The organism is Hymenobacter ruber, assembly GCF_054783255.1.
The window spans coordinates 778,828-805,700 of record NZ_BAAGQX010000004.1; the positions used below are offsets into that span (position 1 = coordinate 778,828).

Sequence of the window (26,873 nt, forward strand, 5' to 3'; positions counted from 1 at the left end):
TCACAAGAGCAGAAAGCCGCCGGAAAACCGGTTAGCTGTTATGTTCTGCTTTGCCGTATAGGAATCTGCCGGCCTCACTGGTCGGCCGGGCGGGCGTTTCGGCCAGCTGTTTTCGCGATGCTTTTTTATATGAAAAAACCACTCCTCGTTGCCATTACCTTATTGCTGATTGGAGTGGCCGTGATGGGGCGCCGCTGGTGGTGGAAATCCACCGATGAAGTGGCCGCGCTGGCCGCCGGTCCCACACCTGCCGCCCTAATCCCCGACTCGACCACGGTAGTGCTGAGCGGCCGGGTAGGAGCCGGTGGCACCGAACCGGTACTTGCCAACAAGCCCGGCCGCATTCGCAGCATCTATTTCGATGCGGGCAAGTACGTGCGGCGCGGTACCATCATCGCCAAGCTGGCCGATTACAACTTCGTGATTGCCCCGCACGACGGGTTCCTGGGCGAGCGCCAGATTTCGCTAGGCGAGTACGTGAAGCCCGGTACCGTGGTCACCTCCATCACGAAACGCGGCTACCTGCTGGTGCCCGTTGCCGTGCCCGCCGGCAGCCCCGCCCGTGTGCAACCCGGCGACTCGGTGCGCGTGTGGGCCACCAGCCGCCCCACTCGCGTGGTAACCGGCGTAGTCGCCCCCGCCAAAGACACCACCGGCGGCATCACTCTCGAAATTCAGCTCACCTCGCGCGCCCCGCTGCGTCTGGGCGAGGCCGCCAGCGTGCAGTTGAAACGCTAGACAGGGTTATGGCTTCGCAAACAGCCAGTAAGCCAGCGTAGCCTGAAATGCACTGTTGTGGTAAATTGATGCGGAAATAGTGGCGCTGCCAGCGTTGCCGCTCACCGTGTATTCCTTGCCTAAGTTGCGCAATCCCAAGCTATAGCCGATGTGGAGGAGCGCCCGGCCATAACCATACCCCAGCCCGCCTTGCACGCCGGCATCGAAGCGCTGGGTGTAGAATACGTCGTTGTTGACGGTGTTGGGCCATGGGTTTGCATAAGCCACAACGGCCCCGCTCGTTTGCGAAGAATTGCCGCCGCCAGAATGGGGCGTTCGGTAAGAGTAACCCAGCGTGGATGTGTAATGCCCACCCAGCAATAAACTCAGGTAAGGGCCGGCAAACGCCTGCAAGCCCTGGCCATCGGCCCGCTGGAGGTAAGCCAGGCTGAGCGGCAGGGTCAGGTAGTTGAAACAGTAGTCATTTTTAGTGCTGTTCCAACTGTAATAGCCATTGCTTTCCTGGGTGTACTCGTCGTCGATTTTGAAACCTCTTTGCGAGAAAAGCAACGCGGGCTGCAAGGCCCAATGCCCTGTGCTAACAGAAGCCACCGCACCCACCTCAATGCCGATGCGGGCCGCGGTATGGAAGCCATCGGGGCGGTAATGGGTAGCGTAGGGCGTAGATGAAATGTTAACTCCCAGCTGGGGGCCAATGCTAACCCGTACCTGTGCCTGGACTGTGCCGGACTGAAATGCCCCGGCCGCAGCTATGGCCGTCGCAAGGAGTTGAAAAGACTTCATAGCAAGGCAGAAACGAGGTCGTAGCGCGAGCGGGCGCGCATCTAAAAACCGATTCGGTACTCCAAGATAAGTAAGCCGACAATGTTTGCCGACAGCCCTACTTTGCCTTAGCAAGTAGTTGGGGTGAAGGTGGCCGTTTGAATGTCGCGCGAGTTGCCGCGTCACAATTCACCCTGCAGCGTTCAGCGCAATACAGGGCGGACCCAAGTGATAAAAGACGACAGATGCCGTATAGCTACCTTGCTCCCACGCTGGGCACAGCTCCCGGCCTGGAGCAAATGCGGAGTGTGAGAATAAAACAGTGCAATAAAAAAAGGCCATCACATTGCTGTGAGGGCCTTTTGTGTAGTCCGTAGGGGAATCGAACCCCTGTTGGTAGAATGAAAATCTACTGTCCTAACCCCTAGACGAACGGACCGTTGTTCGTTTTGATGATGCAAAGGTACGGCGCGCTTCGTTTCGTGCAAGTCCTGGGAGAAAAAAAAGTGCTACTGAGACCAAAGTATCCTGTTTTTCAGGCTGAAAAATTTCCGCAAGGTGCTATTGCCCGTTTGCTGAAACGGTTGTGCCCTAACAATTATTCGCTGAACCGTGCTGTAGTCCGTAGGGGAGTCGAACTCTCATTAAGGTCGGAATTGAATGTGGGCCAACCCGCGCCCGCCTGCTATCTTCGCCCCGTGTTTCAACCGGCCGCCAGCGTGGCGGCTGGCCACTAATCCCCACCTGTTTGTACAATGGCAAAAATTAAAGTCGCCATCAACGGCTTCGGCCGCATTGGCCGCCTCACCTTCAAGTCGCTGCTTGGCCGCGACAATGTGGAAATCGTTGCTATCAACGACCTGACCGACAACAAAACGCTGGCCCACCTGCTGAAGTACGACTCCGTACACGGCCGCTTCGACGGCACCGTGAGCTACGACGAGGAAAGCCTGACGGTAAACGGCGTGAAAATCGCCGCCCTCGCCGAGCGCGACCCCAAGCTGCTGCCCTGGGGCAAAATGGGCGTTGACGTGGTGCTCGAATCGACCGGCCGCTTCGTGGACGAGGCCGGTGCTGGCCAGCACATCACCGCTGGTGCCAAGAAAGTTGTGATTTCGGCTCCCGCTACCGGCAACATCCCTACCGTAGTGTTGGGTGTGAACGAGGACATCCTCACCGGTTCGGAAACCATCATCTCGAACGCCAGCTGCACCACCAACTGCCTGGCCCCCATGGCCAAAGTGCTGGACGACGCGTTCGGCATCGAGAAAGGCTACATCACCACGGTGCACGCCTACACCTCGGACCAGAACCTACAAGATGCTCCACATAAGGACCTGCGCCGCGCCCGCGCCGCTGCCTACAGCATCATCCCCACCAGCACCGGTGCGGCCAAGGCCGTGGGCCTGGTGCTGCCCACGCTGAAGGGCAAGCTCGACGGCCTCGCCATGCGCGTGCCCGTGCCGGATGGCTCGATGACCGACCTGACCGTTATCCTGAAAAAGGAGGCGACCAAGGAGCAAATCAACGCTGCCCTGAAAGCTGCCGCTGAAGGCCCCCTGAAAGGCATCATCGAATACACCACCGACCCGATTGTGAGCATCGACATCGTGGGCAACCCCCACAGCTGCATCTTCGATTCGGAGCTGACGTCGGCCAACGGCACGCTGGCCAAGGTCATTGGCTGGTACGACAACGAAACCGGCTACTCGACCCGCACGGCTGATTTGATTCAGAAGCTGGGCGAGAAGATGAACGGCTAATTGTCGCTCCCGTAAATAAGCGCCGTCCGCTTTGCCATTTGTGGCGGAGCGGGCGGCGTTTTTATTTGTACGTAAAGCGTAATGGGAGTTAGGTGGTGAGAAATCAGCAGATTTTAATCTTCTTGCGCCCCAGCGAATACGCACTGCTTTCTACGATATTCCGCCAAGCCTTTGCTGGGCGTCTCCCATGCCCAAAACCTGCTTCATCCTGAACCCCAAGGCCGGCCCCAGCCAGCGCCACGACATGCCTGCCCTGATTGCGCGGTATTTCGGCGCGCGGGAGCAAGACTATGAAATCCGCCCGACGGAGTACGCCGGCCACGCCGTGGAACTGGCCCAAAAGGCAGCAGCCGAAGGCTTTGCAGTGGTGGCGGCCGTGGGCGGCGATGGCACCGTGAACGAGGTGGGCCGGGGCCTGCTGGGCACTGAAACTGCCTTGGGCATCATCCCCCAGGGCTCGGGCAATGGCCTGGCCCGCCACCTGAAAGTGCCGCTGGGCCTGCCCGACGCGCTGCGCCGGCTGGCCGCGCCCGACTTCAGCCGCATGGACGTAGGCGTAATAAACGGCCACCCGTTTTTCTGCACGGCCGGGCTGGGATTCGATGCGCACGTGAGCCAGCACTTCGCCCAGGCCGGCTCGCGGGGCCTGAGCACCTACTTGCAGGTGACGCTGCGCGAGTACCGGCGCTACCGTCCGGTAGCAGTGCAGGCCAACCTCGACGGCCAGGAAATCGGCACTGATTGCTACGTGCTGGCCTTCGCCAACGCCTCACAATACGGCAACAACGCCTACATCGCGCCCCTGGCCGACTTACGCGATGGCCTGCTCGACGTGTGCTTGATTGATGCGCTGCCCGTGTTTCGGGCCTTTCGCGTGAGCCTGGCCATGGCCCTCGGCACCCTGCCCCAGAGCAAGGCGGCCGAGTATTTCCGGGTGCCGCGCGCCCGGGTGGTGGCCGCCGCACCCATTGGCTTCCACGTCGATGGCGACTACCTGGGCCATGCCACCGAATTCGACGTGGAGCTAATGCCGCTGGCGCTGGCGGTGGCAGTTTAGAAGAGATAATCTGATTACTCCTTGTCATCCTGAGCGCAGCGAAGGACCTTATCACGTTTGCGCCGATTGAATTACTGCAAGCTGTTCAGGCACGATAAGGTCCTTCGCTGCGCTCAGGATGACAAGGAAAACAACTAACCATCAAGATGAAACAGAACCGCACCGGTGTGGTCTATTCCACCAACCCCGATTTCGCTTACCAGAGCAATGAGCCGGCCGCTGCCGTAACCCTGCCCCCGCAGCAGCAACAGCTGCGCGTGCAACTCGACAAAAAGCAGCGCGGCGGCAAACAGGTCACCCTCGTAACCGGCTTTGTGGGCACCGATGGGGATTTGCAGGCCCTCGGCAAGCTCCTCAAAACCAAGTGCGGCGTGGGCGGCAGCGCCAAAGACGGCGAAATTGTGGTGCAGGGCGACTTCCGCGACAAAGTGCTGGAAGTGTTGCTGAAGGAAGGCTACAAAGCCAAAAAAGCCGGCGGCTGATTCCGGCTACGAGTCGGCCTGGGCCGTATCCCGCTCGTTGTTGCTTTCTATGCGCCTATGCTTGTACTGCTCACCTCTTTTTTATCAATTCTGCCCGAAGCAGCCCGCGACGTGACTTCCCTGCACGGCCGAGCCGAAAGCACGGTCATCGACGCGGTGCTGTGGCTGAAGCTGGGCGTAGAAATGGTGGGCGCGGTTATCATCGCGCTGGGCATTCTCAGCGCGGGCTGGCTGCTGCTGAAAGCCTTGAGCAAGGGCCAGACGGCCGATTTTACGGCCATCCGCCTGACTTTGGCCCGCTACCTGGCGCTGGCCCTGGAGTTTCAGCTCGGGGCCGATATCCTGTCCACGGCTATTTCGCCCACTTGGGAGCAACTGGGCAAGCTCGGGGCCATTGCCATCATTCGTACAGCCCTCAACTACTTTCTCTCCCGCGAGATGCGGGACGAACGCCACCAGACCAGCGCCGAAAAGCCTGTAGTGGAGCGCGCCGACTAACCGCGCAAACGCGCCCGGGCCCGTTCCACGTCCTCCGGCGTGTCGATGCCGAACGCATCCAGCTCCGTCTCCGCGCAGCGAATCTGAAAACCCGCTTCCAGCCAGCGCAATTGCTCCAGGCTCTCTGCCGCTTCGAGGGGCGACACGGGGAGGCGCGTGAGCTGCTGCAACACTTGCGGCTGGTAGGCATACAGGCCCAGGTGGCGCAGGTAGCGGTGGTGGGCCAGCCATTCGGCGGGCTCGCGGCCGCGCTGATAGGGCAGGGGGTGGCGGCTGAAATACAGGGCGTGGCCCTGCTGGCTGAGTACCACTTTGGGCAGGTGCGGGCTAAATAATTCTTCCTCTGTGAGCACCGGCTTCACCAGCGTGGCGATGGCGGGCGCAGTGGCAGTATCGGCAAATAAATCGGCCAGGGCGTTGATTTGGGCGGGGTGGATGAACGGCTCATCGCCCTGGATGTTGACGATGCAATGCACATCGGCCGGGCTGCCGAGCTGCTGGAAGGCTTCCCAGAGGCGGTCGGTGCCGCTGGGATGGTCGGGGCGGGTAAGCACGGCCTCGCCCCCGAAATCCTGGACGTGGTGCAGGATGCGCTCATCATCCGTAGCCACCACCACGCGGGCCAGGTTGGCCTGCCGGGCCTGCAGTACCACGCGATGAATCATGCTCTGGCCGCCCAAATCGACGAGCGGCTTGCGGGGCAGGCGGGTGGAAGCGAAACGGGCGGGAATCAGGCCGAGAACCATAGCAGGAAGCGCGAAATGAGGAGCGGGAAACGGGAAAAGTCCCGCTACGAAGCTCCAAATAACGGAACGGGGCGGGGTTGAAACCGGCCGGGCTCAATTTCCCGCCGGTTATTGCGTTATTTTGCCTCCGCGGGCTGCCTGGCCGGCGCTCCCGGGCGGGGGCAAAGTGAATTTTGGAAGGCTTATTTATATGACTGTAATTCTTTCGTTGCTGACGCTGCTGGCCCTGGGCGGCCCCGGCCCGGGCAAACCCGGCCACACCAAAAGCGCCCCGGCCGACTCCATTGGCCAGGAAATGCGCGGCGGCCAGCGCTTCGTGAAGCACCGCGTGGCCGCCGGCGAAACCCTCACCGCCCTCACGCGCCGCTACCACGTCACTCTGGCCGAGCTCAACGCGGCCAATCCGCAGATTAAAAATGGCCTCGGCGTGGGCCAGATTGTGTACGTGCCCCGTCCGGCTGCCGGCAAAGCCACAGCCGCCGCCGCGCCCGACAAAACTGCCGCGCCCGTAACGGTGCCTGCCCGCTACACCGTGGCCAAGGGCGAAACCCTGTTCGGCATTGCCCGCAAGTTTCAGCTCACGCCCGATGAACTGATTCGGCTCAACAAGCTGCCGGCCGGCGGCACCGTGCGCGTGGGCCAGCAACTCATCCTCAGCGGCGCGGCTGAAACCCAAGTTGCCGCCACCACTGCGCCCAAAGCCGCCCCCGTGCGCCCGGTAGAGGTGGAAGCCGTGCCCGCCACGCCCGCCAAAGCCCCGGCCCCCGACAAGCCCGCTCAGATTGCGACCGTGACCGAACGGCCCGATGAGAAAGAGGAAAAAGAAGACCACACCCCCAGCCGCGCCAGCGAGGTGCTGGCCCGCGTGGTGGAGTCCGGCCTCGGTGCGCCCATCGAAAAAAGCATTACCGACAAGTACCTCGCCCTGCACAAAACGGCCCCTGTGGGCACCATCATGCAGGTGAAAAACAGCGGCAACGGCCTCTCGGTGTACGTGCGCGTCATTGGCAAGCTGCCTGATACGGGCGAGAACAACAACATTCTGGTGCGCCTTTCGCCCCGCGCCGTGCAAAAGCTCGGCACCACCGACTCCCGCTTCCGGGTGGAGACGAACTACATTCCGCAGTAGGCGGTTGAACAATTTAACACGCCTGTCATCCTGAGCGCAGCGAAGGACCTTATCACGTTTGAACAACTGGTTCAGGCTTGATAAGGTCCTTCGCTGCGCTCAGGATGACAGGCGTTTCTATTAGCCCATTAGCTATCCCATGAACATCGCCCAGCTCCGCCGCCAGCTCGATGCGCAATACCTGCGCTACAACCGCCCCGAGTTCATTCAGAACGACCCCATCCAAATCCCGCACCGCTTCACTCAGCGGCAGGATATTGAAATCGCGGCCCTGTTTGCGGCGCTGCTGGCCTGGGGGCAGCGGCCCACCATCATCAACAAGTGCAACGAGCTGCTGCGCCGGATGGACGATGCGCCGTACCAATTCATCACCCAGCACCAGGACGAGGATTTGAAAAAGCTCCTCGGCTTCTGCCACCGCACGTTTTGCGATACCGACTTGCTGTATTTCGTGCATTTCCTGCGCCATTGGTACGGGCAGCACAAGACGCTGGAAACCGCGTTTCTGGTGGGGCACACGCAGCGCGAGCGGCTGATAAACTTCCACCAGCACTTCTTCAGCCTGCCCGATGCGCCCCAGCGCACCCGCAAGCACGTGGCCACGCCGGCCCGCAAGTCGGCCTGCAAGCGGGTGAACATGTACCTGCGCTGGCTGGTGCGCCGCGACGCCCACGGCGTGGATTTCGGCCTCTGGACCCGCCTCTCGCCCGCCGACCTTATCATGCCCATCGACCTGCACGTCGAGCGTCAGGCCCGCCCCCTGGGTCTGCTCACCCGCAAGCTCGTGGACTGGGAAGCCGCCGAAGAACTGACGGCTAATCTGCGGTTATTGGACCCTACGGACCCGGTGAAGTACGACTTCGCCCTGTTCGGGGCGGGGGTTGATAAGTAGTTTATTAGCCCACTGAACAAGTAGCCCACTGAACAAGCATGGAAGAGCAATTCCATTTCACCCTGACCAATCGTATAAAACTGGCCGGGCTAATGCTTGGGGGCCTATTGCTGCTGATGTTTGGCCTGAAAGCTGCCGACACGCTAACTGTGCCGTTGGCAATCAGCAAGGATGTGAAGCTGCTGATATTTGTTGTATGGATGGCGGGAGGCTTGTACCTGCTTTATCGACTGCTGAAGAAGTTTAGCGGGGAAGAGGCATTAATTACAATCTCGTTGGATAAGGTAGTAATTGCTCGTTCGGATGAGGGAACGGAAAAGCAAATCCCATTGGCCTCTATTATTGCCTACCGTCATTCAACTTATAATTCGGACGATATTTTGCGCCTGAAAATGCGTGATGGTACGCGCACAAGGCTTGTCATTAGCGACTTCTTTCATGGGGGGCAGAGCCCGCATTTTGCTGCGATGGTGACGGCACTTGAAACGGCTATAGCGAAACAGTCACCCTCGGATGAGCAACCGGTCGCCTTGCGCGAAAAGACGCTCTTTGAAAAGCCTATTTCAACGATTTTACTTGCTCCATTTGCAGCAACGATGGTTTGGATGACTTGGGAGCAGATGCACCGCCACCATATTTCTGGTAGTTTTTTCTCAGCATGGGGAATTTTTGGGGCCTATCTGGTTGCGTGGCTTGCCGCCCGTGAGCAGCGAAACGAAAAGTAAATTGCCTGCCGCGGGCGAGCGGTAGTAGAAGCGGAGTGTAAGTAATTCCGATTTCCATTTTCCATGGCAAACTGATAATTTGGCTTCTCCTTTATCCCAATGCTTTATCGCATGAGCGCCCCGGTATCTGTAGCTGCCAAATCATCTGCTAATTCATCAGTCACCTTGCGTAGCCACCTGGTGCAGGTGCGCATGGGCCTGATGCTGGCCGGCATTCTGCTGCCCACGTTGGGCTTGGTGCTGCTGGTAGCCGCCTGCCTGTTTCTGAGCGACGGCGACCGCACCTGGGGTGGCGGGCTGCTGCTGGCCAGTGGGCTCCTGCTGGCCGTGGCCTGGCCCTTGCTGCGGCGCAGCATGCTGCCCGTGCTGGCCACCCTCACGCCCAAAAACCTGCGCCTGGAGCCGCGCGACCGTAGTATTACCTACGGCGTACCGTCGACCGACTACCCGCTGAGCGAAATCGTGGGCTACGGCGAGCTGGCCTCGCAGGGCGGCGCCCACATCAAGCTCTACCCCAGTCACGGCCCCATGCTGCAACTGGCCGACCGCCCCAAACGGGGCATCCCCACCGCAGAGGCCAGCCTACCCGGGCTCGTGGATGCCCTCACCCTCGGCCGCACCCTGCAGGGCCAGATGGTCGCCGCAGGCACACCCGATGAAATCCTGCACCGCCCCAATTTCTACCAGGGCGGCTTCGGCCGCGCCCTGGCCTGGCTGTGCTACGCGCTAATGGCCCTGGCCGTGGGGCTGCTGCTGGTGCCCGGCATCGACTGGACGGTGAGCCTGCGCCTATTCACCTTCACGGCGCTGTACCTGGGCCTGTACCGCCGCAACCAGCGGGCCGCGCCAACGGCGTAGCCCGCTGCCGCACGGGCAGGGTAGTTATGTTGCCGCCTTACATGGCCATCTGGCTGCTGTGCTGGAATGCCTGCGCCACCGCGGCCGTATCCGTGTACACCTGGAAGCGCGACACCTTTCCGTCCCGCATCTGAAAGACGTGCGCCCATTCTTCCTCTTCGGACTGGCCCGTGGCCCTCACCCGGGCCTTGCCGTAGCCCAGTGCCACCAGTTTATCGTCATGCGCGATGTATTCCGTGGGCTCAAAACGCTCAAATTCCACGGCCTCGTGCAGCTTGGCGAAGAACGTGGCCACCGCCTCCTTGCCGCGGTAGACGCCAGCATACGGGATGGCCTGCGGTGCCCCCGGAATAACAAACTCAATGTCTTCGGTGTACAATTTCAATAAGTTAGGAATGTCGCCTTTGCCGAAAAGGGCGTACCCGGCTTGTACCGTCTGGGTGTTCTGTTGCTCGTTCATGGCCGTTAGATTGATAACTAATGAAGGGCTGTTGCACGTCTCATCTCTTCCCGCAACCCCATCGGCAACAGACGCTTTTTGCAGCATAAGCCACACTCGTGAGGCCCGTTCAGCGGGCAGCTTGGCTGTCGTTCCTCATGGCTTTGACTGCTTAGCTAAAATAGCCGTCGGGCAGGCGGGAGAAAATGATTAACCTCACAGGGTTGAGCGGCTTTCATCAGTGATTTTCACTGCAGCTGGGCCACAGGGTTTTGATGACTAATCTGCCGTAGACCTTCCATTTATGTGCCCATGGCCACCGCTTGTACCTTTGCGTCCGAATTAAAAGCAGCCGCCAACGCTGCTGTGGAACCATGCGCACGAGGCTACGCCGGCACGCCCGCCGGATAAAGGTGATTGTCTATCAGGAGACATTATTCGATTATAAAGAGCACTGCTGGACGTTTTTAGGCGCGTTTGTGGGCATTGCCCTCATTGGCCTGCTCAACCGCACCCGCCTCCCCGCCGATGCGCCCCTGCTTATCGGGTCTTTCGGGGCGTCGGCAGTGCTGATATATGGGGTCATCAACAGCCCGTTGGCCCAGCCCCGCAACCTGCTGGGCGGGCACGTGCTTAGCGCCTTCATCGGGGTCACGGTGTACCGCTGGCTGCCGCAGGAGCTGTGGCTGGCGGCGGCGCTGGCGGTTGCGCTGTCCATCGTGGGCATGCAAATCACCAAAACCCTGCACCCGCCGGGCGGGGCAACTGCCCTCATCGCCGTCATTGGTTCGCCCCAGCTCAAGGCCCTGGGCTACGGATATGTGCTGATGCCCGTCTTCTCCGGCGTGCTGATTCTGCTGGTGGTCGCCTTGCTCTTCAACAACCTCACCGCCACGCGCCACTATCCTGCCAACAAGCATTGGTACCGGTTCTGGCAACGCCGATACCACAGGTAGGTTGGCGTAGGCCAGCGTCAGGGAATAAGGGCTTATAAAGCAGAAATCCTGGCTGAAAGGCAGTTGCCTTCCAGCCAGGATTTCTGGCACTTGGGGTTCAACCCCAGCTGGCTATACGCTTAGCGTCGCTGGGCCGAACTCCTCAAAATGAATGGCAGCGCGTGGCACGCCCAGCGCCGACAGGTCCTGTACCTGCTTGCGGATGAAGGGGGCCGGGCCGCACACGTAGTAGTCGGCTTCCGGCATCAGGCTGCCGCCATTCAGCTTGTGCAGGTCCACGATGCCTTCGTAGTAGCCTTCCTGCTCCAAGCCCGGCGCCAGTGTGTCGTAGAAAATGTGGTGTTGCACCTTTTCGTGGTGGGCGGCCAGCTGCGCTACTGGCTCGCGGAAGGCGTGTACCTGGGAGTTGCGGCTGCCGTGCACCCACATCACTTCGCGGCTGCTGCCCGTGGCCACCAGGTACTCCAACATGCTCAGCAGGGGCGTCTGGCCCACGCCGCCGCTCACCAGCACCACGGGCGTTTGCTTGGTGGTTTCCAGGGTGAAGTCGCCGGCCGGGGCAGCCAATTCCACGATGCCGCCCTCCGCCACGAAGTCGTGCAGGCGGTTGCTAATCATGCCATCGGGGTGCTGGCTGCCGGCTTCTTTCTTCACCGAAATGCGGTAGTATTTGCCATTGGGGGCACTGGATAGGCTGTATTGGCGCGGCTGGAACAGGTTCAACTCGGGCAAAAACAAGCGCAGGCTCACGTACTGGCCGGGCTGGAAATCGGCCACCTTGCCGCCGTCGGCAGGGTAGAGGTAAAACGAGGTGATTTCGGCCGACTCCGCCACTTTCTGCTTCACCGTGAATGGGCGCCAGCCCGTCCAGCCGCCTTCCTGATTGGCGGCGTGCTGGTACAGGCCACTTTCCAAGCCGCTCATCAGGCCGGCCAGCTCGCCATAGGCAGTGGCCCAGGCATCGAGCAGCGCGGGCGTGGCAGCCTCGCCCAGCACCTCGCCAATGGAGGCGATGAGGTGCCGGCCCACAATGGCGTAGTGTTCGGGCCGGATGTCGAGGCTGACGTGCTTGTGGCCGATTTTGGTGACGGCGTGCACCAACACCGAAGGGTCTTCGATGTTTTCGGCGTAGGCCAGCACGGCCATGGCCAGCGCCATTTGCTGCTTGCCGTTCTGCTGGTTGCCCATGTTGAAGACGTTCTTCAGCTCGGGGTTGTGCTCGAACATGCGGCGGTAAAAGTGGGTGGTGAGGGCCACGCCGTGCTCTTTGAGGGTGCTCACGGTAGCCGTGACGAGGGCTTTCTGGTCAGGGGTCATGCGTAAAAAGAATTTAGTAAAGGACAAATATGTCCGGTATTTAGATAAAAAAAGGTTAACCGAATTGCTTCAAAAAGCCCAGCCCGTCGTGCACCTTGCTGGCCAGCTCGCCGATGGTGTGGGTGCGCAGCAGCTCATTGAGCTGGTCGCGGATGGGCAGAAACTGGTAGTGCATGGGGCAGGGCTGCTTGGCCGAGCACTGCGGCAGGCCCAGGGCACAGCCCTGAAGCATGGCCCCTCCATCGATGGCCACCACAATCTGACGGAGCGTCACGGTGCGCAGCTGCTCCGCCGTCAGCTCGAAGCCACCGGTGGGGCCTTTCACCGACGTTACGAGCTGCTCGCGGACCAGCTGCTGGAGCACTTTGGCCGTGAAGGCTTCCGGCGAGCCGATTTCAGCGGCAATATCCTTCAGGCCCACGCGACGGCCGGAATCGGTTGACTGCTGCCCGATATAAATCGCGGCCCGAATCCCATACTCACACGCCTTCGAGAACATTGCCATGGTGAAGCAAAGGTACGGAGTGATTTTATATCGGACAATTTTGTCCGATATATTTTTTGAGAGAAGATGGGTTTAATGCCGGGCAGGGGGAGCGAAGGGGGCAAACAACTCCGGTGCTCTGCGAATCTTCCCGCCCGCTTAGCTGTTTACCTTCGTACCCAATTACAACTACCGATAAGCTCAACTACTTGCTGTTACCCCAACACTTCGAACAAAAAATCGGCTTCACCACCCTGCGCGAGCAGCTCGAGGCCAACTGCCTTTCCGCCTTGGGCCGGCAGTACGTGGCCCGCATGGAGTTCCAACCCAAGCACGAGCCCCTGCTGAAACTGCTGCAACAAGCCGACGAATTCACTTACCTGCTGCGCTCCGGGGCCGATTTTCCGGCCTCCCACTACCACGACGCCCAGGCCCACCTCAAGCGCGCCGCCCTGCCGGGCGCCTACCTGGACGTGGCGGCTTTCTTCGAGGTGAAGATGAGCCTGCGCACCATCCGGCAGGCCCTGAGCTTCTTCTCCGATGCCGACCCCGGCCTGTACCCTACGCTGCGCCTGTTGGGCATTGGCATTCAGGTCGACCGCAATTTGCTGGCCGCGCTGGACAAAGTGGTGGACGATGAAGGTGCCGTGCGCGACGACGCGAGCCCGCTGCTGCGCCAGATTCGGCAGGAGCTGATTGCCCGCCAGGGGCAGCTGCGCAAGCAGATTGCCGGCATCCTGCGCCACGCCAAAAACGAGGGCTGGATTCCATCCGATTCCGAGCCCACTATACGCGGCGGGCGGCTGGTTTTGCCCGTCATCGCCGAGCATAAGCGCAAGGTGAAGGGGCTGATTCACGACGAATCGGCTTCGGGCCAGACGGTGTATATCGAGCCGGAAGCCGTTTTTGAGCTCAACAACGACATCAAGGACCTCGACAACGCCTACCACCGCGAGCTGATTCGCATCCTGACGGCCCTCACCGACCAGCTCCGGCCCCACATCCCGGACCTGCGCAAGGCCTATTCTTACCTCGGGCTGATTGACTTTATCCGGGCCAAAGCCCGGCTGGCCGTCACGCTCGATTGCCGCCTACCCGTGCTGCACAACAAGCCCCTGCTGAAGTGGGTGAAAGTGCGCCACCCGCTGCTGCAGCTGGCTTTTGCCCAGCACAAGCGCGACAACGGCGACCCCCGCGAAGTGGTGCCCCTGGACCTGGAATTGAACCACGAGCAGCGCATCCTCGTCATTTCCGGCCCCAACGCCGGCGGCAAATCCGTGAGCCTGAAAACCGTGGGCCTCGTGCAGTTCATGCTGCAAATGGGCCTGCTGATTCCCTGCGCCGACAACTCCGAAGCCGGCGTATTCGAGGACATTTTCCTGGATATCGGCGACGAGCAAAGCCTGGAAAATGACCTCTCGACGTACTCGTCGCACCTGTTGGCCATGAAGCAGTTCATGCTGCTGGCCGGTAAGAAAAGCCTGGTGCTGATTGACGAATTCGGCACCGGCACCGAGCCCAGCCTGGGCGGCGCCATCGCCGAGGCCGTGCTCGACCAGCTGAACCGCAGCCGCGTGTACGGCGTCATCACTACCCACTACACCAACCTCAAGAACTTCGCCGAGCGCACCCCGCACCTCGTGAACGGGGCCATGCGCTACGACCCGGAGAAATTGCAGCCGCTCTACCGGCTGGAAGTGGGCAAGCCGGGCTCATCGTTCGCCATCGAAATTGCCCGTAAAATCGGCTTGCCGAAGGAGGTGGTGGAGCGCGCCACGCAACTGGTGGGCAAGGATAAAATCCGCTATGACCGTTTGCTCGAAGGCCTCGAAAAGGAGAAAACCGAGCTCGAAACCCGCACCGCCGAAGCCGCCAAAGCCGAAAAGCGCCTCAAGCGCGCTGCCCAGGAATACCAGGACCTCAAGCAGCACATTGAGGATACCAAAATCGAAACCCTGCGCACGGCCAAGCAGCAGGCCAAGGCGCTGTTGGTGAATACCAACCAGCAAATCGAAGCCACCATCGGCGAAATCCGGCGCGGCAATGCCGAGAAGGAAACCAACAAAGCCGCCCGCGAAAAGCTCGATAACTTCGTCAAGAAGGAGCTGCAAATTGAGCCGCCCAAGCCCAAAGCCACCCGCGAGCGCGCCGAAGCCGGCGACCTCCGGCCCGGCGATAAAGTGGCGCTGTTTGGCCAGGAAGGCCACGGCGAAGTGGTGAGCGTGAAAGGCCAGACCGCCGAAGTTATGTTCGGCGGCCTGAAAACGCTGACCAAGCTCAGCCAGCTCGAAAAGCTGGGCCGCGCCGAAATCCGCGAGCGCGAGCAGGCCGCCAAAGCCCAGCGGTCGAAGCTGAGCGGCGGCAGCTCCGGCGGCAACGGCGTGAACATCACCGACCGCATGGCCGGCTTCAGCCCCACGCTCGACCTGCGTGGCGAGCGCGCCGAAGACGCCCTCACCAAAACCATGAGCTTCGTAGACGACGCCGTGATGCTGGGCATGCCCGAAATCAAATTCCTGCACGGCCGCGGCAACGGCGTACTGCGGCAAGTGGTGCGCGACTACCTGCGCTCGCAGCGCGCCGTGGCCAGCGTGGCCGACGAGCACGCCGACCGCGGCGGCGACGGCGTTACCATTGCCGTGTTGAAGTAGCAGAGAATGGTTTTATAAAGGCCGTCATGCTTCGGCTGCGCTCAGTATGACGGCCTTTAAAAGCTTTATGGTGCACAATAAAAAAGGCGGCCCCCGATTCGGGAGCCGCCTTTTTTGCGTTGGTTTCACTCAGCTTATTCCACTACTACGCGGCTCGTCTGCACGGCCTCGGGGGTGGTTACCTGCACCATGTACAGGCCCGATTTCAGCGACGTGGCGTCGATGTTGAGGTCGGTGCCGGTGAGGGGCTGGGTCTGGGTGAGTACCACGCGGCCGGTTACGTCGCGCAACACGATGGTGGCAGTGCGGGCCGAAGTGCTGGCCAGGTGCAACTGGAAGCTGCCGCTGGTGGGGTTCGGATATACTTGCAGGGTGCTGGCCTGGATGCTGCCAGCTTTGGTAGCAAGCACGAGACGGCAGACGGCCACACCGGCGATGTTCTGCTCCGACACACGGGTCGAGAACTCTTGGTAGTACTGGTTCACAATCTTGGCGTCGTGGATAACGAGGGTATTTTCATCGTTCTCGTTATCGGCCGAGTTGGTCCAGTTGTGCGAGCCCAGGAAGATGGTGGGGTCCGACTGCGAGTTGCCGGCGTCCACAATCAGGTACTTGTGGTGGAAGATGTAGGAACCCACTTTCTTAATCATGCGCGTGCCGATGGCCGAGCGGATGATGCGGAAGTTGTTGCCCGAGCCGTCGGTGGCGCTGGTGTCGTTGGTTACGCCCTCGGTGCAGGATGCAATGCCGCGCAGCTGCACGCGGTCGCGGATGGCGCGGGCAATGTCGGCGCGGGTGATGAGCATCGAAGCAAAGTGCAGGTCGTTATCGGCCGTTTGCACGGTTTCGATGAGGCGGCCGTTCACGTTGTCCGTGGGCGAGAAGTAAGACTGCACGTCGCGGTTGCCGATGCGCAGGTAGTGCGGCGTGTTGTCGGTTTTGCGGTTGCCGAAGAGCAGCGTGCCGGGCGTCAGGGTGGTGCTACCCCACATCTCGTTGAACTCGAGGGTGTACACGCGGGCCAGCGCCTGGTCCTGAATGGCAATGGCCGAGTTGCGGTCGGTCGAGAGCTGGGCGGAAGTCCAGTTGGTCGAGCCCGTCCACACCCAGGGAGTAGAGGCCACGTTGGTGTCGGCGTCAATCACCACAAATTTGTTGTGCATGATGGCGCTGCCGCTGCTGCCGGCCTGGGCCGGGCGGCCCACACGCGGAATGGCGGCGTTGAGCGAGTTGATGCTCACGTTGGCGTTGTCATCTTCGTAAATCACACGCACCTTCACGCCCCGGGCGCGAGCCGCGTTCACCGAGTTCAGGATGACGGTGCTGTTCCAGTTGTAGATGGCGAGGTCGACGGTTTTGCGGGCCTTGTTGATGTAGCTGGCCAGCGTGTCGGCAATGTGGCCGCTGGGCAGGTACACGGCGTTGTTATTTGGCAGGGCCAGCGTGTTATCCACCGGATTGTTGAAGTATACGCGCATCTTGCCGCTCGACAGCGACTGGGTAATCATTGGCACCACGCGCGACTGCGACTGGCCCACGCTGTTTACCGAAATAGCTTGCACGTAGTACACCGTGGCGGGCTGCAGGCCGGTCAGGGCCAAGGCGTGGGTAGTCACGCTGGCGGCATCGGTCACGGTCGTGAACGGGCCGGTAGGCGTGAGGCCGTAGCTCAGCTGGGTATTGCCGGCGTTCTGGGTCAGGAAGTTCACGGTGAAGCCCGTGGTGGTGATGTTAGAGGTAGTCGGAGTGCCAATGACGTTAGGCGTCAGGCCCTGAATGAAGTCGGCGTAGAGACGGGGCAGCAGCTGGTAGCCGGTGGTGGTGTTCACGGTACCAGTGTTGGCCGTCATGTGCTGGCTAATCAGCCCGATGGCATCGTACTGGCCCGTAGGAGCGGGCTTGCCAATGAGGCCGTACGGGCCGGTGCTGGCCGCGTTGATATAGAGCGGGGTGGCTGCGTTGTTGTTGATGCGGTAGCCTGCCGACACCGAAGCAAATGCCGTCACGGGCGCGCCCGTGCTGGTGTTGATGGACGTGATGCCGTTGATGCGCACCAGTTGGCCCTCATACTGCTCGGCAAATGCCGGGGTGATGCTGCCGGCCGGGAAGCTCACCGGCACCACCGGCCGGTTGCCGGCCAGGATGGTTACGCTCGTGAGTGGGTCGATTTCCAGGAAGCCGTAAAATTGCTTCAGCTGGCCCGTTACTAGAATGCTGTCGCCGGGCTGCACCGAGTTCAGCACCGCGGCTACAGCGGGCGAAGTGCCGGCCGCGCCCGTGGTGCCGCCGTAGGCTGCGATACCGGCGGTACCGTCCTGGAAGTAGCGAATCGGACCAAGCTCGTTGCCGTTGGTGGCAATGCCGCGCACCGTGACGGTGGCCCCCGCCGTGGCGTTGGTGGTGGGTTGCTGCGCCCGTGCGGCCGCAATGGTGATGGAGGTTTGGGCCGAGGCCGCGTGCCAGGAAGTGGCACACGCCAGCAACGCCAACAGAGTAAATTTCTTCATGAAAAAAACAGAGTTACGAAACGGTTAATTTTTAAAGATTAGGTGGGAGACGGAATTACAAAGATGCTGAATTTCAGCGAAACGAACCGCCTCCAGACCTCAATAGTGCCGTGTAACGCAAACTTAATTTTTGCCGCCCGCCCGCACCCGCTTGCCGCCGGTGGTAATAAACGGCACGGGCGTGGCCGTTTCGGTGCCCGCGGCGTTGCGCGAACTCACTTCCACGTAGTAGGTGGTGCCCGGAATCAGGTCGTTCAGGGTGAGGCTGTGGTGGGTGGTGAGGGCATCGTCGACGCGGCTTTCCTTGAGCTGCTTGGCATCGAGGCCGTAGCGCACGCGGGTATCGCCGGCGTTCAGGGTCGAGAACACAACGGTGAAGCCGGTCGGGCTCACGTTTACGGGCACGGGCTCTTCGGTGAGGCGGGGCAGGCCGCTGCCGCGCACAAAATCGGTGGCCAGGCGGGGCAGCAGCTGATAGCCGCCGGTGCCGCCCGGCGAGTACTGGCTCATAACGCCGCGCACGTCGAACGGCTCGCCCGTGGGGGCCGTGGCCCCGATAAGGCCCTGAGGCCCGGTGCTGGCCGCGCCCACACGCAGCAACGCGCCGGCCGTGCCGTCGAGCAAGTAGTTGGCGTTGCCGACGAGCGCCTCAGCGGGGGCACCGGCCGGGGTGAGCAGGCGGGTCACGCCCTTAATTTCAATAAGCCGGCCCTCGTTGGCCTCCACGAAGGCGGTGGTGGCCTGGGCTACGGGCACACGCACCGGGTGCAGCCGCTGGCCGCTGGCCAGCTTATGAAACGAGGCGATGGGGTCCATTTCCATCAGCCCATTGTAAACCTTGAGCTGGCCCGTGACCTGGATGCTGTCGCCGGCCTGCAACTCGCCGTAGCCGGGCAGCTTGGCAGCCTGGGCGTAGAGGGCCAGGCCGGCCTCGCCATCCTGCACAAAGCGGAGGTTGCCCATTTCGGCCCCGTTCAGCACCACGGCCCGCACCGTGACGGTGCTGCCGGCACCCAATGCGCGGGCTGCTTTCAGGGTGAGTACCGGGGGAGTGGGGGGCGTGGGAGGAGAAGCCAGGGCCGGGCCGGAAAACACCCCGGCGAGAAAGAGCAAAGCGAAGTTCATAAATTGAAGAATAAGCAGACCGGCAAAGAAATGACTGATGCAAATGGTGGGACAAATTACGCATCATTTAGCATTCTCAGCAATATATACAGATTGCTGGCCAGTGTGCTATTCAATCACAAAATATTAACTTCCGGGTGCAGCTCGATGCCGAACTGCTGGCGGACGGACGAGATTATCTCTTCGGCCAGCTGGCGCACTTCGCTGCCGGTGGCGCCGCCGTGGTTCACGAGCACGAGGGCTTGGCGGGCATGCACGCCGTGGGTGCCCGCGCCGGGGCCGCGCCGCAGCCCTTTCCAGCCGGCCCGCTCGATGAGCCAGCCAGCGGGCACCTTCACGCCGCCGGGCACGGGGTAGCCGGGCAGGTCGGGGTACTGGCGGTGCAGGTGGTCGAACCGGGCCTGAGAAATTTCGGGGTTTTTGAAGAAGGAGCCGGCGTTGCCGATTTCGGCGGGGTCGGGCAGTTTGGAGCGGCGGATGTGCACCACGGCCCGGCTCACCTCGTGCGGGGTGGGCTCGCCTTCGATGCCCAGCTCGGCCAGGGTTTCGGCGATGGCCCCGTAGCGCACGTTGGGCCGGGCCTGGCGGTGCAGGCGCAGCACCACGGCCGTGACCACAAACTGGTTTTTGAGCACGTTTTTGAACACACTTTCGCGGTAGCCGAAACCGCACTCGCCGGCCGTGAACACGCGCCCCGCGCCGGTACTGATTTCAATGGCCTCCAGGTGGTCGAAGGTGTCGCGCAGCTCGGCCCCGTAGGCCCCGATGTTTTGGAGTGGGGCCGCGCCCACCGTGCCGGGAATGAGGGAGAGGTTTTCGATGCCGCTCAGGTTCTGGTCGAGGGCATATTCGACGAGGCCGTGCCAGCTTTCGCCGGCCCCGGCGCGGACGAGGGCCGTGCCGGTGTCGCCGTCTTCCGAAATGATTTCCAGGCCGCGAATCTCATTCTTGAGCACCACACCCGGAAAATCCTGGGTGAAAAGCAGGTTGGAGCCACCGCCGAGGATGAGCTTGTCGGCCGTCTGCACAGCGGGCAGTTTCAGCAACTGGCGCAGCTCATCGGCCGAGGCGAAGCGGGCAAAGTAGCGGGCCTGCACGTCAAGGCCGAAAGTGTTGTAGGGGCGGAGGGAAAAGTTTTCTGCGAGTGTAGGCATCATGGCCGCAAAGGTAGCGGCCGCACCGTAGCGTGGGCAGCACGCCCAGATTCCCTTACTTCGGGTCGGCCTTCACGTTGAAGCGCGAGTCGGCGCGCACGGTGGTGGCTTTGCTCAGGCCCAGCTGGGTCATCTCCACGGTGGTGAACAGCGTGTAGCTGCCGCTGCGCAGGTAGGTATCCAGCTTCTGGCCCGAGGGCGTGAGCTCGATGGTGGTCTGGCCGGTGGGCACGGGGCTGAGGGAGGCCAGCGGCACTTTATTGGTGCCGGCCGCATCGGAGGCAATCGAGATGCTGATGCTTTTTACGAAGTCAAAGTTCTGCCCGGCTGGGTCCGTAACCGTCAGGGCCAGGCGGTCGAGGGTGACGTCCTTCACGTAGTCGGCGGCCGTGTTGTTGTTCTGATAAGTGCTGTTGGCGGTGGAGTTGACCGTGACGCCCGGCAACGCAATAACTGGCCCGGCAGTGCCGATGGGCAGCGGGCCGGTAGCCGGCAGCTGGAAGGTAGAGGAGTCGTTAATCTGGAAGGTCAGCAGGTCCAGAATCTTTTTGCAGCCAACAGTGCCCAGCAGCAGGGCCAGCAGAAAAAGCGCGGAAAAAGGGATATTTCTTTTCATAGAATTAGAGCCGGTTTGGAGATGGTGATAGTAGAACCGGCTGGCGGGCTAACGTACCCGGTAGCCACTTAGTGCATAAAACAGCAGGTACAAATAGCACAGCGCCGGCACTACAAAGGCCACCCGCAGCCCGCCGCCATGCGTGGCAATGAAGCCCATGAGCGGCGGAATGAGCGCCCCGCCCACAATGGCCATAATCAAATAAGAAGAACCCTGCTTGGTGAACGGCCCCAGCCCGGTGATGGCCAGCGGGAAAATGACGGGCCACATAATGGAGTTCATCAGCCCGCAGAGCACGATGAGCCACAGGGCCGTTTCGCCGGTGCTCAGAATGCTCGCGCCTACCAGCGCCGTACCGGCCGCGCACACTGCCACCAGCAGCACCCGGTTGTGGAATTTGAGCAGCAGCGGAATGCCCACCACCCGCCCAATGAGCGAGCCAAACCAATACGACGACACCAGCACCGCGCCCACCGCTTTGGTGAAGCCGGCCGTGGTATCGATGGCCGAGGGCTCCTTCCCGAACAGCACCAGCGCGTAGTTGGTGGCCACGTTCAGGCCCTGCACCAGGCTTTGGGTGAAGGCCGAAAGCTGCCGAATGCCTTGCGATTCGCCGTAGCGAATCAGAAACGAGCCCAGCCCAACCTCCACGCCCACGTACACGAAAATGGCCGCGATGCCCAGCACCAGGTGCGGAAACGCCAGCGCCGAAGTACGTCCCGCCGCCATAGGCCGTGCTTCTTCGGCCGCCTCTTCGGGAATGCCTTCGATGTCGGGTAGCTTGACAAGGAAGAAAAACAGCGCCGCCAGCAGTACCAGAAACACAGCCAAGCCGATATACGGCCCTTTCACGAGCTGCGATTCCTCGGCCAGCCGCTCCGTCAGGGGCAGCGCGGCCAGCCGGGCCTTGAGCGCCACCGAGCCGCCAAAGAGCACCAGCCCGCCCACCAGCGGCGACAGGGCCCCGCCAAAGTTGTTGGCCACGCCCACCACGCTCACCCGCGCCGCCGCGCCGCGTGCCGGCCCTAGGATGCTCACGTAAGGATTGGCCGCCACTTGCAGCAGCGTGATGCCCGCACCCAGCGTAGCCAATGCCGTGAGAAACAGTGCGAAGGCCCGCGAGTCGGCCGCCGGAATGAACAATAGTGCACCGCCTGCCATCACCAGCAGGCCCACCACGATGCCGCGCTGATAGCCCAGCTTTTTCAGGACCCAGCCGGCCGGCAGTGACATCAGAAAGTAAGCCCCGAAAAAAGCCGACTGCACCGCCGAGGACTGCAAATCGGTAAGCTGGCACACGTCCTTGAGGTAGGGCATGAGCACGTCGTTGAAATTGGTAACCGCCCCAAATAGGAAGAACAGGGTGGTCATCAGCACCATGGGGCCGGCGTAGGAGCGAGCGGGCGCAGCAGTCGTAGCCGCCGAAGAAACAGGAATAGCCATACGCGGCGGAAGGTACAAAAAAACCGGCCACAGGGGCCGGTTAGGTGAAGAAACACGCGCGCCACCAATACCGGGCCGCCTCGTACGATTGGGGAACTGCTGGGCGGTAGCCTGATTGGCGGAAAACAGACAATCAAAAATTAGTTGTCCTTACCCTACCAGGGCTAATACCTTTTCGCTTTTGACTGGCTATGTAAACCATGACAAAAAACAAGACAGGTATTTTAAAAAATAGCAGAAAGAATGCGATTTTAGGAACGAAGAAACTCAACACGGTGCAGATTAAACCATTTGCCATATCGAAATTGAACATGAGCCGAAAGCGCTTGCGCTCTTCATCGGATATTTTCTCGGTGTCAATGTAATTATGCTTTATATCAGCACCATCCCAAATAGCATTTTGAAATATGGATAGGGCCAGAATATTTAAGCTGTATAAAAAGATGGCCGCCGAGTCGCCAAAATGCGTGCTTAATAGACTGGTAGAAAAAGGAAGAATAACGATAAAGAAGAGCCACAAAATATTGTAACCCATTGCATACCCATTCATCTTGTGAATGTAGCTGTACATCTGGTGATGCATGCGCCAAAAACTGGCAATGTTGATGAATGACAGCAGAAATGCGAGGTAGTTCTTCCAGGGCAAAAGCAAATCGTGGAACGTAAGGTGATGGCCTTCCGGCAAATCCAGCTTCAGATTCAGCGCCAGCAAGGTGATGGCAATGGCAACAATGGCATCGCTGAAAAACAAGACCCGTTCAAAGGGAATTTCCTTTTTCTGTATATCGCTCATGCTGTTGTAATAACCGTCGGTCTTTGCCTCGAAACAGCCAATTGCGAGAAAGCCGCTAAAAGGGGATGATGCCCGCGATGGTGCTGCGTAAATATAGCCGGCCGGAGCACGGCTGCTGGAATTCGACGGGTGGTTTCTGGGTGAAGCCAAACCTAAGGCCCCTGTGCCCGACCTTTGCGGGACTATGCACCTCACCGCCACCACCCAGTTCGGCCTGGAAGAACTGCTCGCCGACGAGCTCTACGCCCTCGGGGCCGACATCACGCACGTTGGCTCCCGCGCCGTCGAGTTCATCGGCGACCACCGCCTGCTGTATGAAGTGGCCCTCTGGAGCCGCCTCTCCATGCGCCTGCTGCGTCCCTTCGCCGCCTTTTACGCCGCCGATGAAAAGGCGCTGTACCGCGAAGTGAGCCGCATCGACTGGCAGGATTTCATTGGCCCGGGCCAGACCTTCGCCATCACCCCGGTGGTGAACCGCTCCACCTTCGAGCACTCGCTTTTCGTGGCCCAGCTCACCAAGGACGCCATCGTGGACCAGTTCCGGGCCCGCACCGGCGAGCGGCCCAGCATCGATACGCGCAACCCCGACATCCGCCTGCACCTGCGCATGACGGAAAACGAAGTCATCCTCAGCCTCGACGCGGCCGGCGACTCGCTGCACCGCCGCGGCTACCGCCAAGGCACCAATGAGGCCCCTCTGAACGAGGTACTGGCCGCTGGCTTGGTCCTGCTTTCGGGCTGGGATGGCAAAAAGCCCCTTATCGACCCCATGTGCGGCTCGGGCACCATCCTCACCGAGGCGGGCCTCATCAGCCAGCGCATCGCGCCCGGCCTGTTTCATCAGGGCAAGTTCGGCTTCGAAAACTGGTACGACTTCGACTCCGAGCTCTGGAACCAGGTGCGCGAAGAAGCCAAGGCCCAGCGCCTGGAAGAGCCACAGGCCTACCTCGCCGGCTCCGACCTCGACCCGAAAACCATCGACCTAGCTGCGGCCAACATTACCGCCGCCGGCCTGGAAGACTTTATTCGCTTGTCCGTCCGCGATGTAAAAGATGCCGTGGCCCCCACTAAGGAGGAACCCGGCATCGTGCTAATGAACCCGCCGTATGGGGAGCGAATAGGGGAGGAGGCCGAGATGGCGGCGCTGTATAAGACGATTGGCAACACGCTGAAAACGGGTTTCCAGGGTTACAATGCCTTTGTGTTCACCGGCAATCTGGAAGCGGCCAAAAGCATCGGGCTGAAGCCGGCGCGGCGGATTCCGCTGTTCAACGGGCCGATTGACTGCCGGCTACTGAAGTATGAGCTGTACCGGGGGAGCCGGCGGGAACCTAAGCTGAATGAAGGGCCGGCCAAAAACTAAGCTGCTTGGAACTTCCGGCCCCGTCACGTTATTTCAACTGATTACTATTCGCAAGTCATGTCCAACACCTTATCTACCGCCACTCCCGACCTGCTGCCCGCCGCCCGCCAGGCCCTGAAACGGTACTACGGCTACGACAACTTCCGCCCCATGCAGGGCGACATTATTCAGCACATCCTGGGCGGCAAGGACACCGTGGTGCTCATGCCCACGGGGGGCGGCAAATCGGTCTGCTTCCAGATTCCGGCCGTGGTGAGCGAAGGCACCTGCGTAGTGGTTTCGCCCCTCATCGCCCTGATGAAGGACCAGGTGGAAGCCCTGAAAGCCAACGGCATTGCGGCGGCCTACATCAACAGCAGCGTGGGCCAGTCCGAAGCCAACGACATTGCCCGCGCCGCCACCGGCGGCTACCTCAAGCTGCTCTACGTGAGCCCCGAGAAGTTGCTGAGCGACGGCTTTCTGCAGTTTCTGACCCGGGTAAATATCAGCCTTTTTGCCATTGATGAGGCGCACTGTATTTCGAGTTGGGGCCACGATTTCCGGCCCGAATACACCCAACTGGGCCAGCTGCGGAACCACTTCCCCAGCACGCCCATCATCGCCCTCACGGCCACGGCCGACCGCCTCACCAAGCGCGACATCATTACCCAGCTCAACCTCAGCGAGCCCCGGGTGTTTCTGTCCAGCTTCGACCGGCCGAACATCAACCTGATTGTGCGCGGCGGCCAGGACCGTATCAACTCGATTATCGACTACATCGGCCGCCACCCGCAGGACCCCGGCATCATCTACTGCCTTTCGCGCAAAACCTGCGAAACCATTTCGCAGAAGCTCATTGCCAAGGGCATTAAAGCCTCGCACTACCACGCGGGCATGACGCCCGTGCAACGCGGCAAGGCCCAGGAAGCTTTTTTGCAGGATGATATTCAGGTGATTGTGGCCACCATTGCCTTTGGCATGGGCATCGACAAGAGCAACGTGCGCTGGGTGATGCACTACAACTTGCCCAAAAACATTGAGGGCTATTACCAGGAAATCGGGCGCGCCGGCCGCGACGGCGCGCCGAGCACCGCCATCCTGTTCTACAGCTTCGCCGATGTGATGCAGATGCGCGAGATGGTGACCAAAGACGTGCCCGCCCGCCAGGCCCAGCTCAACACCGCCAAGCTCGAGCGCATGCAGCAGTTTGCCGAAGCCGCCAGCTGCCGCCGCAAAATCCTGCTCAACTACTTCTCCGAAAACCTGCGGGAGGACTGCGGCAACTGCGATATCTGCCGCAACCCGCCCACCACGTTTGACGGGACGTTGATTGCCCAGAAAGCTCTCTCCGCCGTGTTCCGCAGCCGGGAGAAAGTGGCTATCAACCTGCTGATTGACATCCTGCGCGGCATGCGCAACCAGGCCGTGCTGCAAGGCGGCTACGACCAGATTAAGACCTACGGCGCGGGCTCCGACCTGCCCTACCTCGACTGGTACAGCTACATCCACCAGATGCTGAACGACGGCCTGTTCTACATTGCCTACGAAGAAGGCTACGCCCTGAAAATCACCGAGCGCGGCCACGAAGTGCTGAAAGGCCAGCTCACGCTGCCGCTCAAGAAATTCCAGCCCAGCGAGAAGGCCGAAAAGCCCACCCGCGCCGGCAAAAAGACTGCCGTCACCGCCACCATTGGCACGCCCGAGGCGCAGCTGTTCGACAAGCTGCGCAAGCTCCGCAAGCAGATTGCCGACGAGCAGGGCGTACCGCCCTACGTGGTATTCTCCGATGCCACGCTCCAGGAAATGGCCGCCGAGCGCCCCGTGAGCCGCGTGGGCATGCTGGGCATTTCGGGCGTGGGCATGAAGAAGTTCGAAACCTACGGCGAAGCCTTTATCCGCCTCATTCTGGAGCACGGCGGGGGCGGCCAGTATGTGCCTTCCGATTCGGACAGCATGTTCAACGAGCCCCGCCCGCGCCTGACGGCCGCCGACAAAGGCGACAAGCCGGTGAGCGACTCCGAGGACGCCACCATCCAGTTTCATCAGATGGGCCTCACGCCCGAGGACATTTCCGAGCGCCGCGGCCTGGCCCTGAGCACCGTGAAAACCCACCTCTACAACGCCTACGCCAAGGGCCGCGAGCTGCGCATCCACGATTTCGTGAGCGACAAGGAGCTAGCCGAAATTTTCACCGCCCGCGCCCAGCTCGGCGGCGACCCCACGCTCCGCGACCTGTTCGACCACCTGCGCGAGAAGTACGACTACTTCCAGTTGCGTATGGCCGCGCTGTATCATAAGCGCTTGCGGGGGCAGTAGCGTGTCAGCCAATAAACTGAGAAGGCCCGCCGTTAGCAACGGCGGGCTTTTTTATTTGTAGGTTCCCGCCTGATTCTCTT

The 26,873-nt window shown here is 61.0% G+C and carries 24 protein-coding genes and 1 tRNA gene; 13 read left to right on the forward strand and 12 right to left on the reverse strand.

Features of this window, described 5'->3' with window-relative positions; all coding sequences use genetic code 11:
• Positions 1-129 precede the first annotated feature (129 nt).
• The gene (locus tag ACYVM5_RS13855) at positions 130-738 is read left to right on the forward strand and encodes an HlyD family efflux transporter periplasmic adaptor subunit (protein WP_460618703.1); all 609 of its coding nucleotides are present in this window, start codon (positions 130-132) and stop codon (positions 736-738) included.
• Between the two features lie 6 nt (positions 739-744).
• Here ACYVM5_RS13855 and ACYVM5_RS13860 read toward each other — a convergent pair whose 3' ends face one another.
• Positions 745-1,521, reverse strand: coding sequence for a porin family protein (locus tag ACYVM5_RS13860; protein ID WP_460618704.1), 777 nt, complete (start codon positions 1,519-1,521; stop codon positions 745-747).
• Positions 1,522-1,867: 346 nt separating this feature from the next.
• A tRNA-Glu gene (locus ACYVM5_RS13865) sits at positions 1,868-1,939 on the reverse strand.
• A gap of 316 nt (positions 1,940-2,255) precedes the next feature.
• Here ACYVM5_RS13865 and gap point away from each other — a divergent pair.
• From gap to ACYVM5_RS13885, 4 genes are all read left to right on the forward strand, one after another.
• Positions 2,256-3,263 carry a type I glyceraldehyde-3-phosphate dehydrogenase gene (gene gap, locus ACYVM5_RS13870; RefSeq protein ID WP_342298406.1) on the forward strand — a complete coding sequence of 336 codons (1,008 nt, stop codon included), beginning with the start codon at positions 2,256-2,258 and terminating at the stop codon, positions 3,261-3,263.
• A 187-nt stretch (positions 3,264-3,450) separates the two neighbouring features.
• Positions 3,451-4,320 carry a diacylglycerol/lipid kinase family protein gene (locus ACYVM5_RS13875; RefSeq protein WP_460618705.1) on the forward strand — a complete coding sequence of 290 codons (870 nt, stop codon included), beginning with the start codon at positions 3,451-3,453 and terminating at the stop codon, positions 4,318-4,320.
• Positions 4,321-4,466: 146 nt separating this feature from the next.
• A complete protein-coding gene (locus tag ACYVM5_RS13880) occupies positions 4,467-4,802 on the forward strand; it encodes a translation initiation factor (RefSeq protein WP_460618706.1) in 336 nt (111 codons plus the stop codon).
• 57 nt (positions 4,803-4,859) lie between these two features.
• Positions 4,860-5,300 (forward strand): DUF1622 domain-containing protein, encoded by a 441-nt coding sequence (locus tag ACYVM5_RS13885; protein ID WP_460618707.1) that lies wholly within the window; start codon positions 4,860-4,862, stop codon positions 5,298-5,300.
• Here the strand turns inward: ACYVM5_RS13885 and kdsB are convergent.
• Positions 5,297-6,046, reverse strand: a complete 750-nt coding sequence (gene kdsB, locus ACYVM5_RS13890) for a 3-deoxy-manno-octulosonate cytidylyltransferase (protein ID WP_460618708.1) — start codon at positions 6,044-6,046, stop codon at positions 5,297-5,299. The two genes, ACYVM5_RS13885 and kdsB, sit on opposite strands and share 4 nt — an antisense overlap.
• 190 nt (positions 6,047-6,236) lie before the next feature.
• Between kdsB and ACYVM5_RS13895 the strand changes: the two genes are divergently transcribed.
• The 4 genes from ACYVM5_RS13895 (at position 6,237) to ACYVM5_RS13910 (ending at position 9,650) form a co-directional block, all read left to right on the forward strand.
• The gene (locus tag ACYVM5_RS13895; RefSeq protein ID WP_460618709.1) at positions 6,237-7,175 is read left to right on the forward strand and encodes a LysM peptidoglycan-binding domain-containing protein; all 939 of its coding nucleotides are present in this window, start codon (positions 6,237-6,239) and stop codon (positions 7,173-7,175) included.
• Positions 7,176-7,314: 139 nt separating this feature from the next.
• Positions 7,315-8,067, forward strand: a complete 753-nt coding sequence (locus ACYVM5_RS13900; protein ID WP_460618710.1) for a DUF2400 domain-containing protein — start codon at positions 7,315-7,317, stop codon at positions 8,065-8,067.
• A 38-nt stretch (positions 8,068-8,105) separates the two neighbouring features.
• A complete protein-coding gene (locus ACYVM5_RS13905) occupies positions 8,106-8,792 on the forward strand; it encodes a hypothetical protein (protein ID WP_460618711.1) in 687 nt (228 codons plus the stop codon).
• Between the two features lie 165 nt (positions 8,793-8,957).
• Positions 8,958-9,650, forward strand: a complete 693-nt coding sequence (locus tag ACYVM5_RS13910) for a hypothetical protein (RefSeq protein WP_460618712.1) — start codon at positions 8,958-8,960, stop codon at positions 9,648-9,650.
• A 37-nt stretch (positions 9,651-9,687) separates the two neighbouring features.
• On the opposite strand, the gene ACYVM5_RS13915 is transcribed toward ACYVM5_RS13910, so the two are convergent.
• Positions 9,688-10,110: a nuclear transport factor 2 family protein gene (locus ACYVM5_RS13915; RefSeq protein ID WP_460618713.1), complete on the reverse strand. Its 423-nt coding sequence runs from the start codon at positions 10,108-10,110 to the stop codon at positions 9,688-9,690.
• Between the two features lie 353 nt (positions 10,111-10,463).
• Here ACYVM5_RS13915 and ACYVM5_RS13920 point away from each other — a divergent pair, with 353 nt between their 5' ends.
• Complete coding sequence (locus ACYVM5_RS13920) at positions 10,464-11,045, forward strand: HPP family protein (protein WP_460618714.1); 582 nt, start codon at positions 10,464-10,466, stop codon at positions 11,043-11,045.
• A 111-nt stretch (positions 11,046-11,156) separates the two neighbouring features.
• On the opposite strand, the gene hmpA is transcribed toward ACYVM5_RS13920, so the two are convergent.
• Positions 11,157-12,362, reverse strand: coding sequence for an NO-inducible flavohemoprotein (gene hmpA / locus ACYVM5_RS13925; protein ID WP_460618715.1), 1,206 nt, complete (start codon positions 12,360-12,362; stop codon positions 11,157-11,159).
• A 55-nt stretch (positions 12,363-12,417) separates the two neighbouring features.
• Positions 12,418-12,867, reverse strand: a complete 450-nt coding sequence (locus ACYVM5_RS13930) for an RrF2 family transcriptional regulator (protein ID WP_211531806.1) — start codon at positions 12,865-12,867, stop codon at positions 12,418-12,420.
• Between the two features lie 188 nt (positions 12,868-13,055).
• Here ACYVM5_RS13930 and ACYVM5_RS13935 point away from each other — a divergent pair, with 188 nt between their 5' ends.
• Positions 13,056-15,497, forward strand: a complete 2,442-nt coding sequence (locus ACYVM5_RS13935; RefSeq protein WP_460618716.1) for an endonuclease MutS2 — start codon at positions 13,056-13,058, stop codon at positions 15,495-15,497.
• 134 nt (positions 15,498-15,631) lie between these two features.
• Here the strand turns inward: ACYVM5_RS13935 and ACYVM5_RS13940 are convergent, their stop codons facing one another.
• The 6 genes from ACYVM5_RS13940 to ACYVM5_RS13965 form a co-directional block, all read right to left on the reverse strand.
• Positions 15,632-18,004, reverse strand: coding sequence for a phospholipase D-like domain-containing protein (locus ACYVM5_RS13940; protein WP_460618717.1), 2,373 nt, complete (start codon positions 18,002-18,004; stop codon positions 15,632-15,634).
• A 123-nt stretch (positions 18,005-18,127) separates the two neighbouring features.
• Positions 18,128-19,129 (reverse strand): fibronectin type III domain-containing protein, encoded by a 1,002-nt coding sequence (locus tag ACYVM5_RS13945; protein WP_460618718.1) that lies wholly within the window; start codon positions 19,127-19,129, stop codon positions 18,128-18,130.
• 116 nt (positions 19,130-19,245) lie between these two features.
• Positions 19,246-20,286: a UDP-N-acetylmuramate dehydrogenase gene (gene murB, locus ACYVM5_RS13950; RefSeq protein WP_460618719.1), complete on the reverse strand. Its 1,041-nt coding sequence runs from the start codon at positions 20,284-20,286 to the stop codon at positions 19,246-19,248.
• A 52-nt stretch (positions 20,287-20,338) separates the two neighbouring features.
• Entirely contained in the window at positions 20,339-20,899 is a 561-nt protein-coding gene (locus ACYVM5_RS13955; RefSeq protein WP_460618720.1) for a hypothetical protein, read from the reverse strand.
• Between the two features lie 48 nt (positions 20,900-20,947).
• Entirely contained in the window at positions 20,948-22,342 is a 1,395-nt protein-coding gene (locus tag ACYVM5_RS13960; protein ID WP_460618721.1) for a sugar MFS transporter, read from the reverse strand.
• Between the two features lie 133 nt (positions 22,343-22,475).
• Entirely contained in the window at positions 22,476-23,285 is an 810-nt protein-coding gene (locus ACYVM5_RS13965; protein WP_460618722.1) for a TMEM175 family protein, read from the reverse strand.
• A 34-nt stretch (positions 23,286-23,319) separates the two neighbouring features.
• On the opposite strand from ACYVM5_RS13965, the gene ACYVM5_RS13970 reads away from it, so the two are divergent.
• Together ACYVM5_RS13970 and recQ are read left to right on the forward strand one after the other, a co-directional pair.
• Complete coding sequence (locus ACYVM5_RS13970) at positions 23,320-24,498, forward strand: THUMP domain-containing class I SAM-dependent RNA methyltransferase (protein WP_460618723.1); 1,179 nt, start codon at positions 23,320-23,322, stop codon at positions 24,496-24,498.
• A 57-nt stretch (positions 24,499-24,555) separates the two neighbouring features.
• Complete coding sequence (gene recQ, locus ACYVM5_RS13975) at positions 24,556-26,793, forward strand: RecQ family ATP-dependent DNA helicase (RefSeq protein WP_460618724.1); 2,238 nt, start codon at positions 24,556-24,558, stop codon at positions 26,791-26,793.
• The last annotated feature ends 80 nt before the right edge of the window (positions 26,794-26,873 follow it).

Bases quoted from the DNA above. Each gene is read 5' to 3' on its own strand.
- ACYVM5_RS13855 (WP_460618703.1), top strand. From the start codon at position 130: ATGAAAAAACCACTCCTCGTTGCCATTACCTTATTGCTGATTGGAGTG.
- ACYVM5_RS13860 (WP_460618704.1), bottom strand. From the start codon at position 1,521: ATGAAGTCTTTTCAACTCCTTGCGACGGCCATAGCTGCGGCCGGGGCA.
- gap (WP_342298406.1), top strand. From the start codon at position 2,256: ATGGCAAAAATTAAAGTCGCCATCAACGGCTTCGGCCGCATTGGCCGC.
- ACYVM5_RS13875 (WP_460618705.1), top strand. From the start codon at position 3,451: ATGCCCAAAACCTGCTTCATCCTGAACCCCAAGGCCGGCCCCAGCCAG.
- ACYVM5_RS13880 (WP_460618706.1), top strand. From the start codon at position 4,467: ATGAAACAGAACCGCACCGGTGTGGTCTATTCCACCAACCCCGATTTC.
- ACYVM5_RS13885 (WP_460618707.1), top strand. From the start codon at position 4,860: ATGCTTGTACTGCTCACCTCTTTTTTATCAATTCTGCCCGAAGCAGCC.
- kdsB (WP_460618708.1), bottom strand. From the start codon at position 6,046: ATGGTTCTCGGCCTGATTCCCGCCCGTTTCGCTTCCACCCGCCTGCCC.
- ACYVM5_RS13895 (WP_460618709.1), top strand. From the start codon at position 6,237: ATGACTGTAATTCTTTCGTTGCTGACGCTGCTGGCCCTGGGCGGCCCC.
- ACYVM5_RS13900 (WP_460618710.1), top strand. From the start codon at position 7,315: ATGAACATCGCCCAGCTCCGCCGCCAGCTCGATGCGCAATACCTGCGC.
- ACYVM5_RS13905 (WP_460618711.1), top strand. From the start codon at position 8,106: ATGGAAGAGCAATTCCATTTCACCCTGACCAATCGTATAAAACTGGCC.
- ACYVM5_RS13915 (WP_460618713.1), bottom strand. From the start codon at position 10,110: ATGAACGAGCAACAGAACACCCAGACGGTACAAGCCGGGTACGCCCTT.
- ACYVM5_RS13920 (WP_460618714.1), top strand. From the start codon at position 10,464: ATGCGCACGAGGCTACGCCGGCACGCCCGCCGGATAAAGGTGATTGTC.
- hmpA (WP_460618715.1), bottom strand. From the start codon at position 12,362: ATGACCCCTGACCAGAAAGCCCTCGTCACGGCTACCGTGAGCACCCTC.
- ACYVM5_RS13930 (WP_211531806.1), bottom strand. From the start codon at position 12,867: ATGGCAATGTTCTCGAAGGCGTGTGAGTATGGGATTCGGGCCGCGATT.
- ACYVM5_RS13940 (WP_460618717.1), bottom strand. From the start codon at position 18,004: ATGAAGAAATTTACTCTGTTGGCGTTGCTGGCGTGTGCCACTTCCTGG.
- ACYVM5_RS13945 (WP_460618718.1), bottom strand. From the start codon at position 19,129: ATGAACTTCGCTTTGCTCTTTCTCGCCGGGGTGTTTTCCGGCCCGGCC.
- murB (WP_460618719.1), bottom strand. From the start codon at position 20,286: ATGATGCCTACACTCGCAGAAAACTTTTCCCTCCGCCCCTACAACACT.
- ACYVM5_RS13955 (WP_460618720.1), bottom strand. From the start codon at position 20,899: ATGAAAAGAAATATCCCTTTTTCCGCGCTTTTTCTGCTGGCCCTGCTG.
- ACYVM5_RS13960 (WP_460618721.1), bottom strand. From the start codon at position 22,342: ATGGCTATTCCTGTTTCTTCGGCGGCTACGACTGCTGCGCCCGCTCGC.
- ACYVM5_RS13970 (WP_460618723.1), top strand. From the start codon at position 23,320: ATGCACCTCACCGCCACCACCCAGTTCGGCCTGGAAGAACTGCTCGCC.
- recQ (WP_460618724.1), top strand. From the start codon at position 24,556: ATGTCCAACACCTTATCTACCGCCACTCCCGACCTGCTGCCCGCCGCC.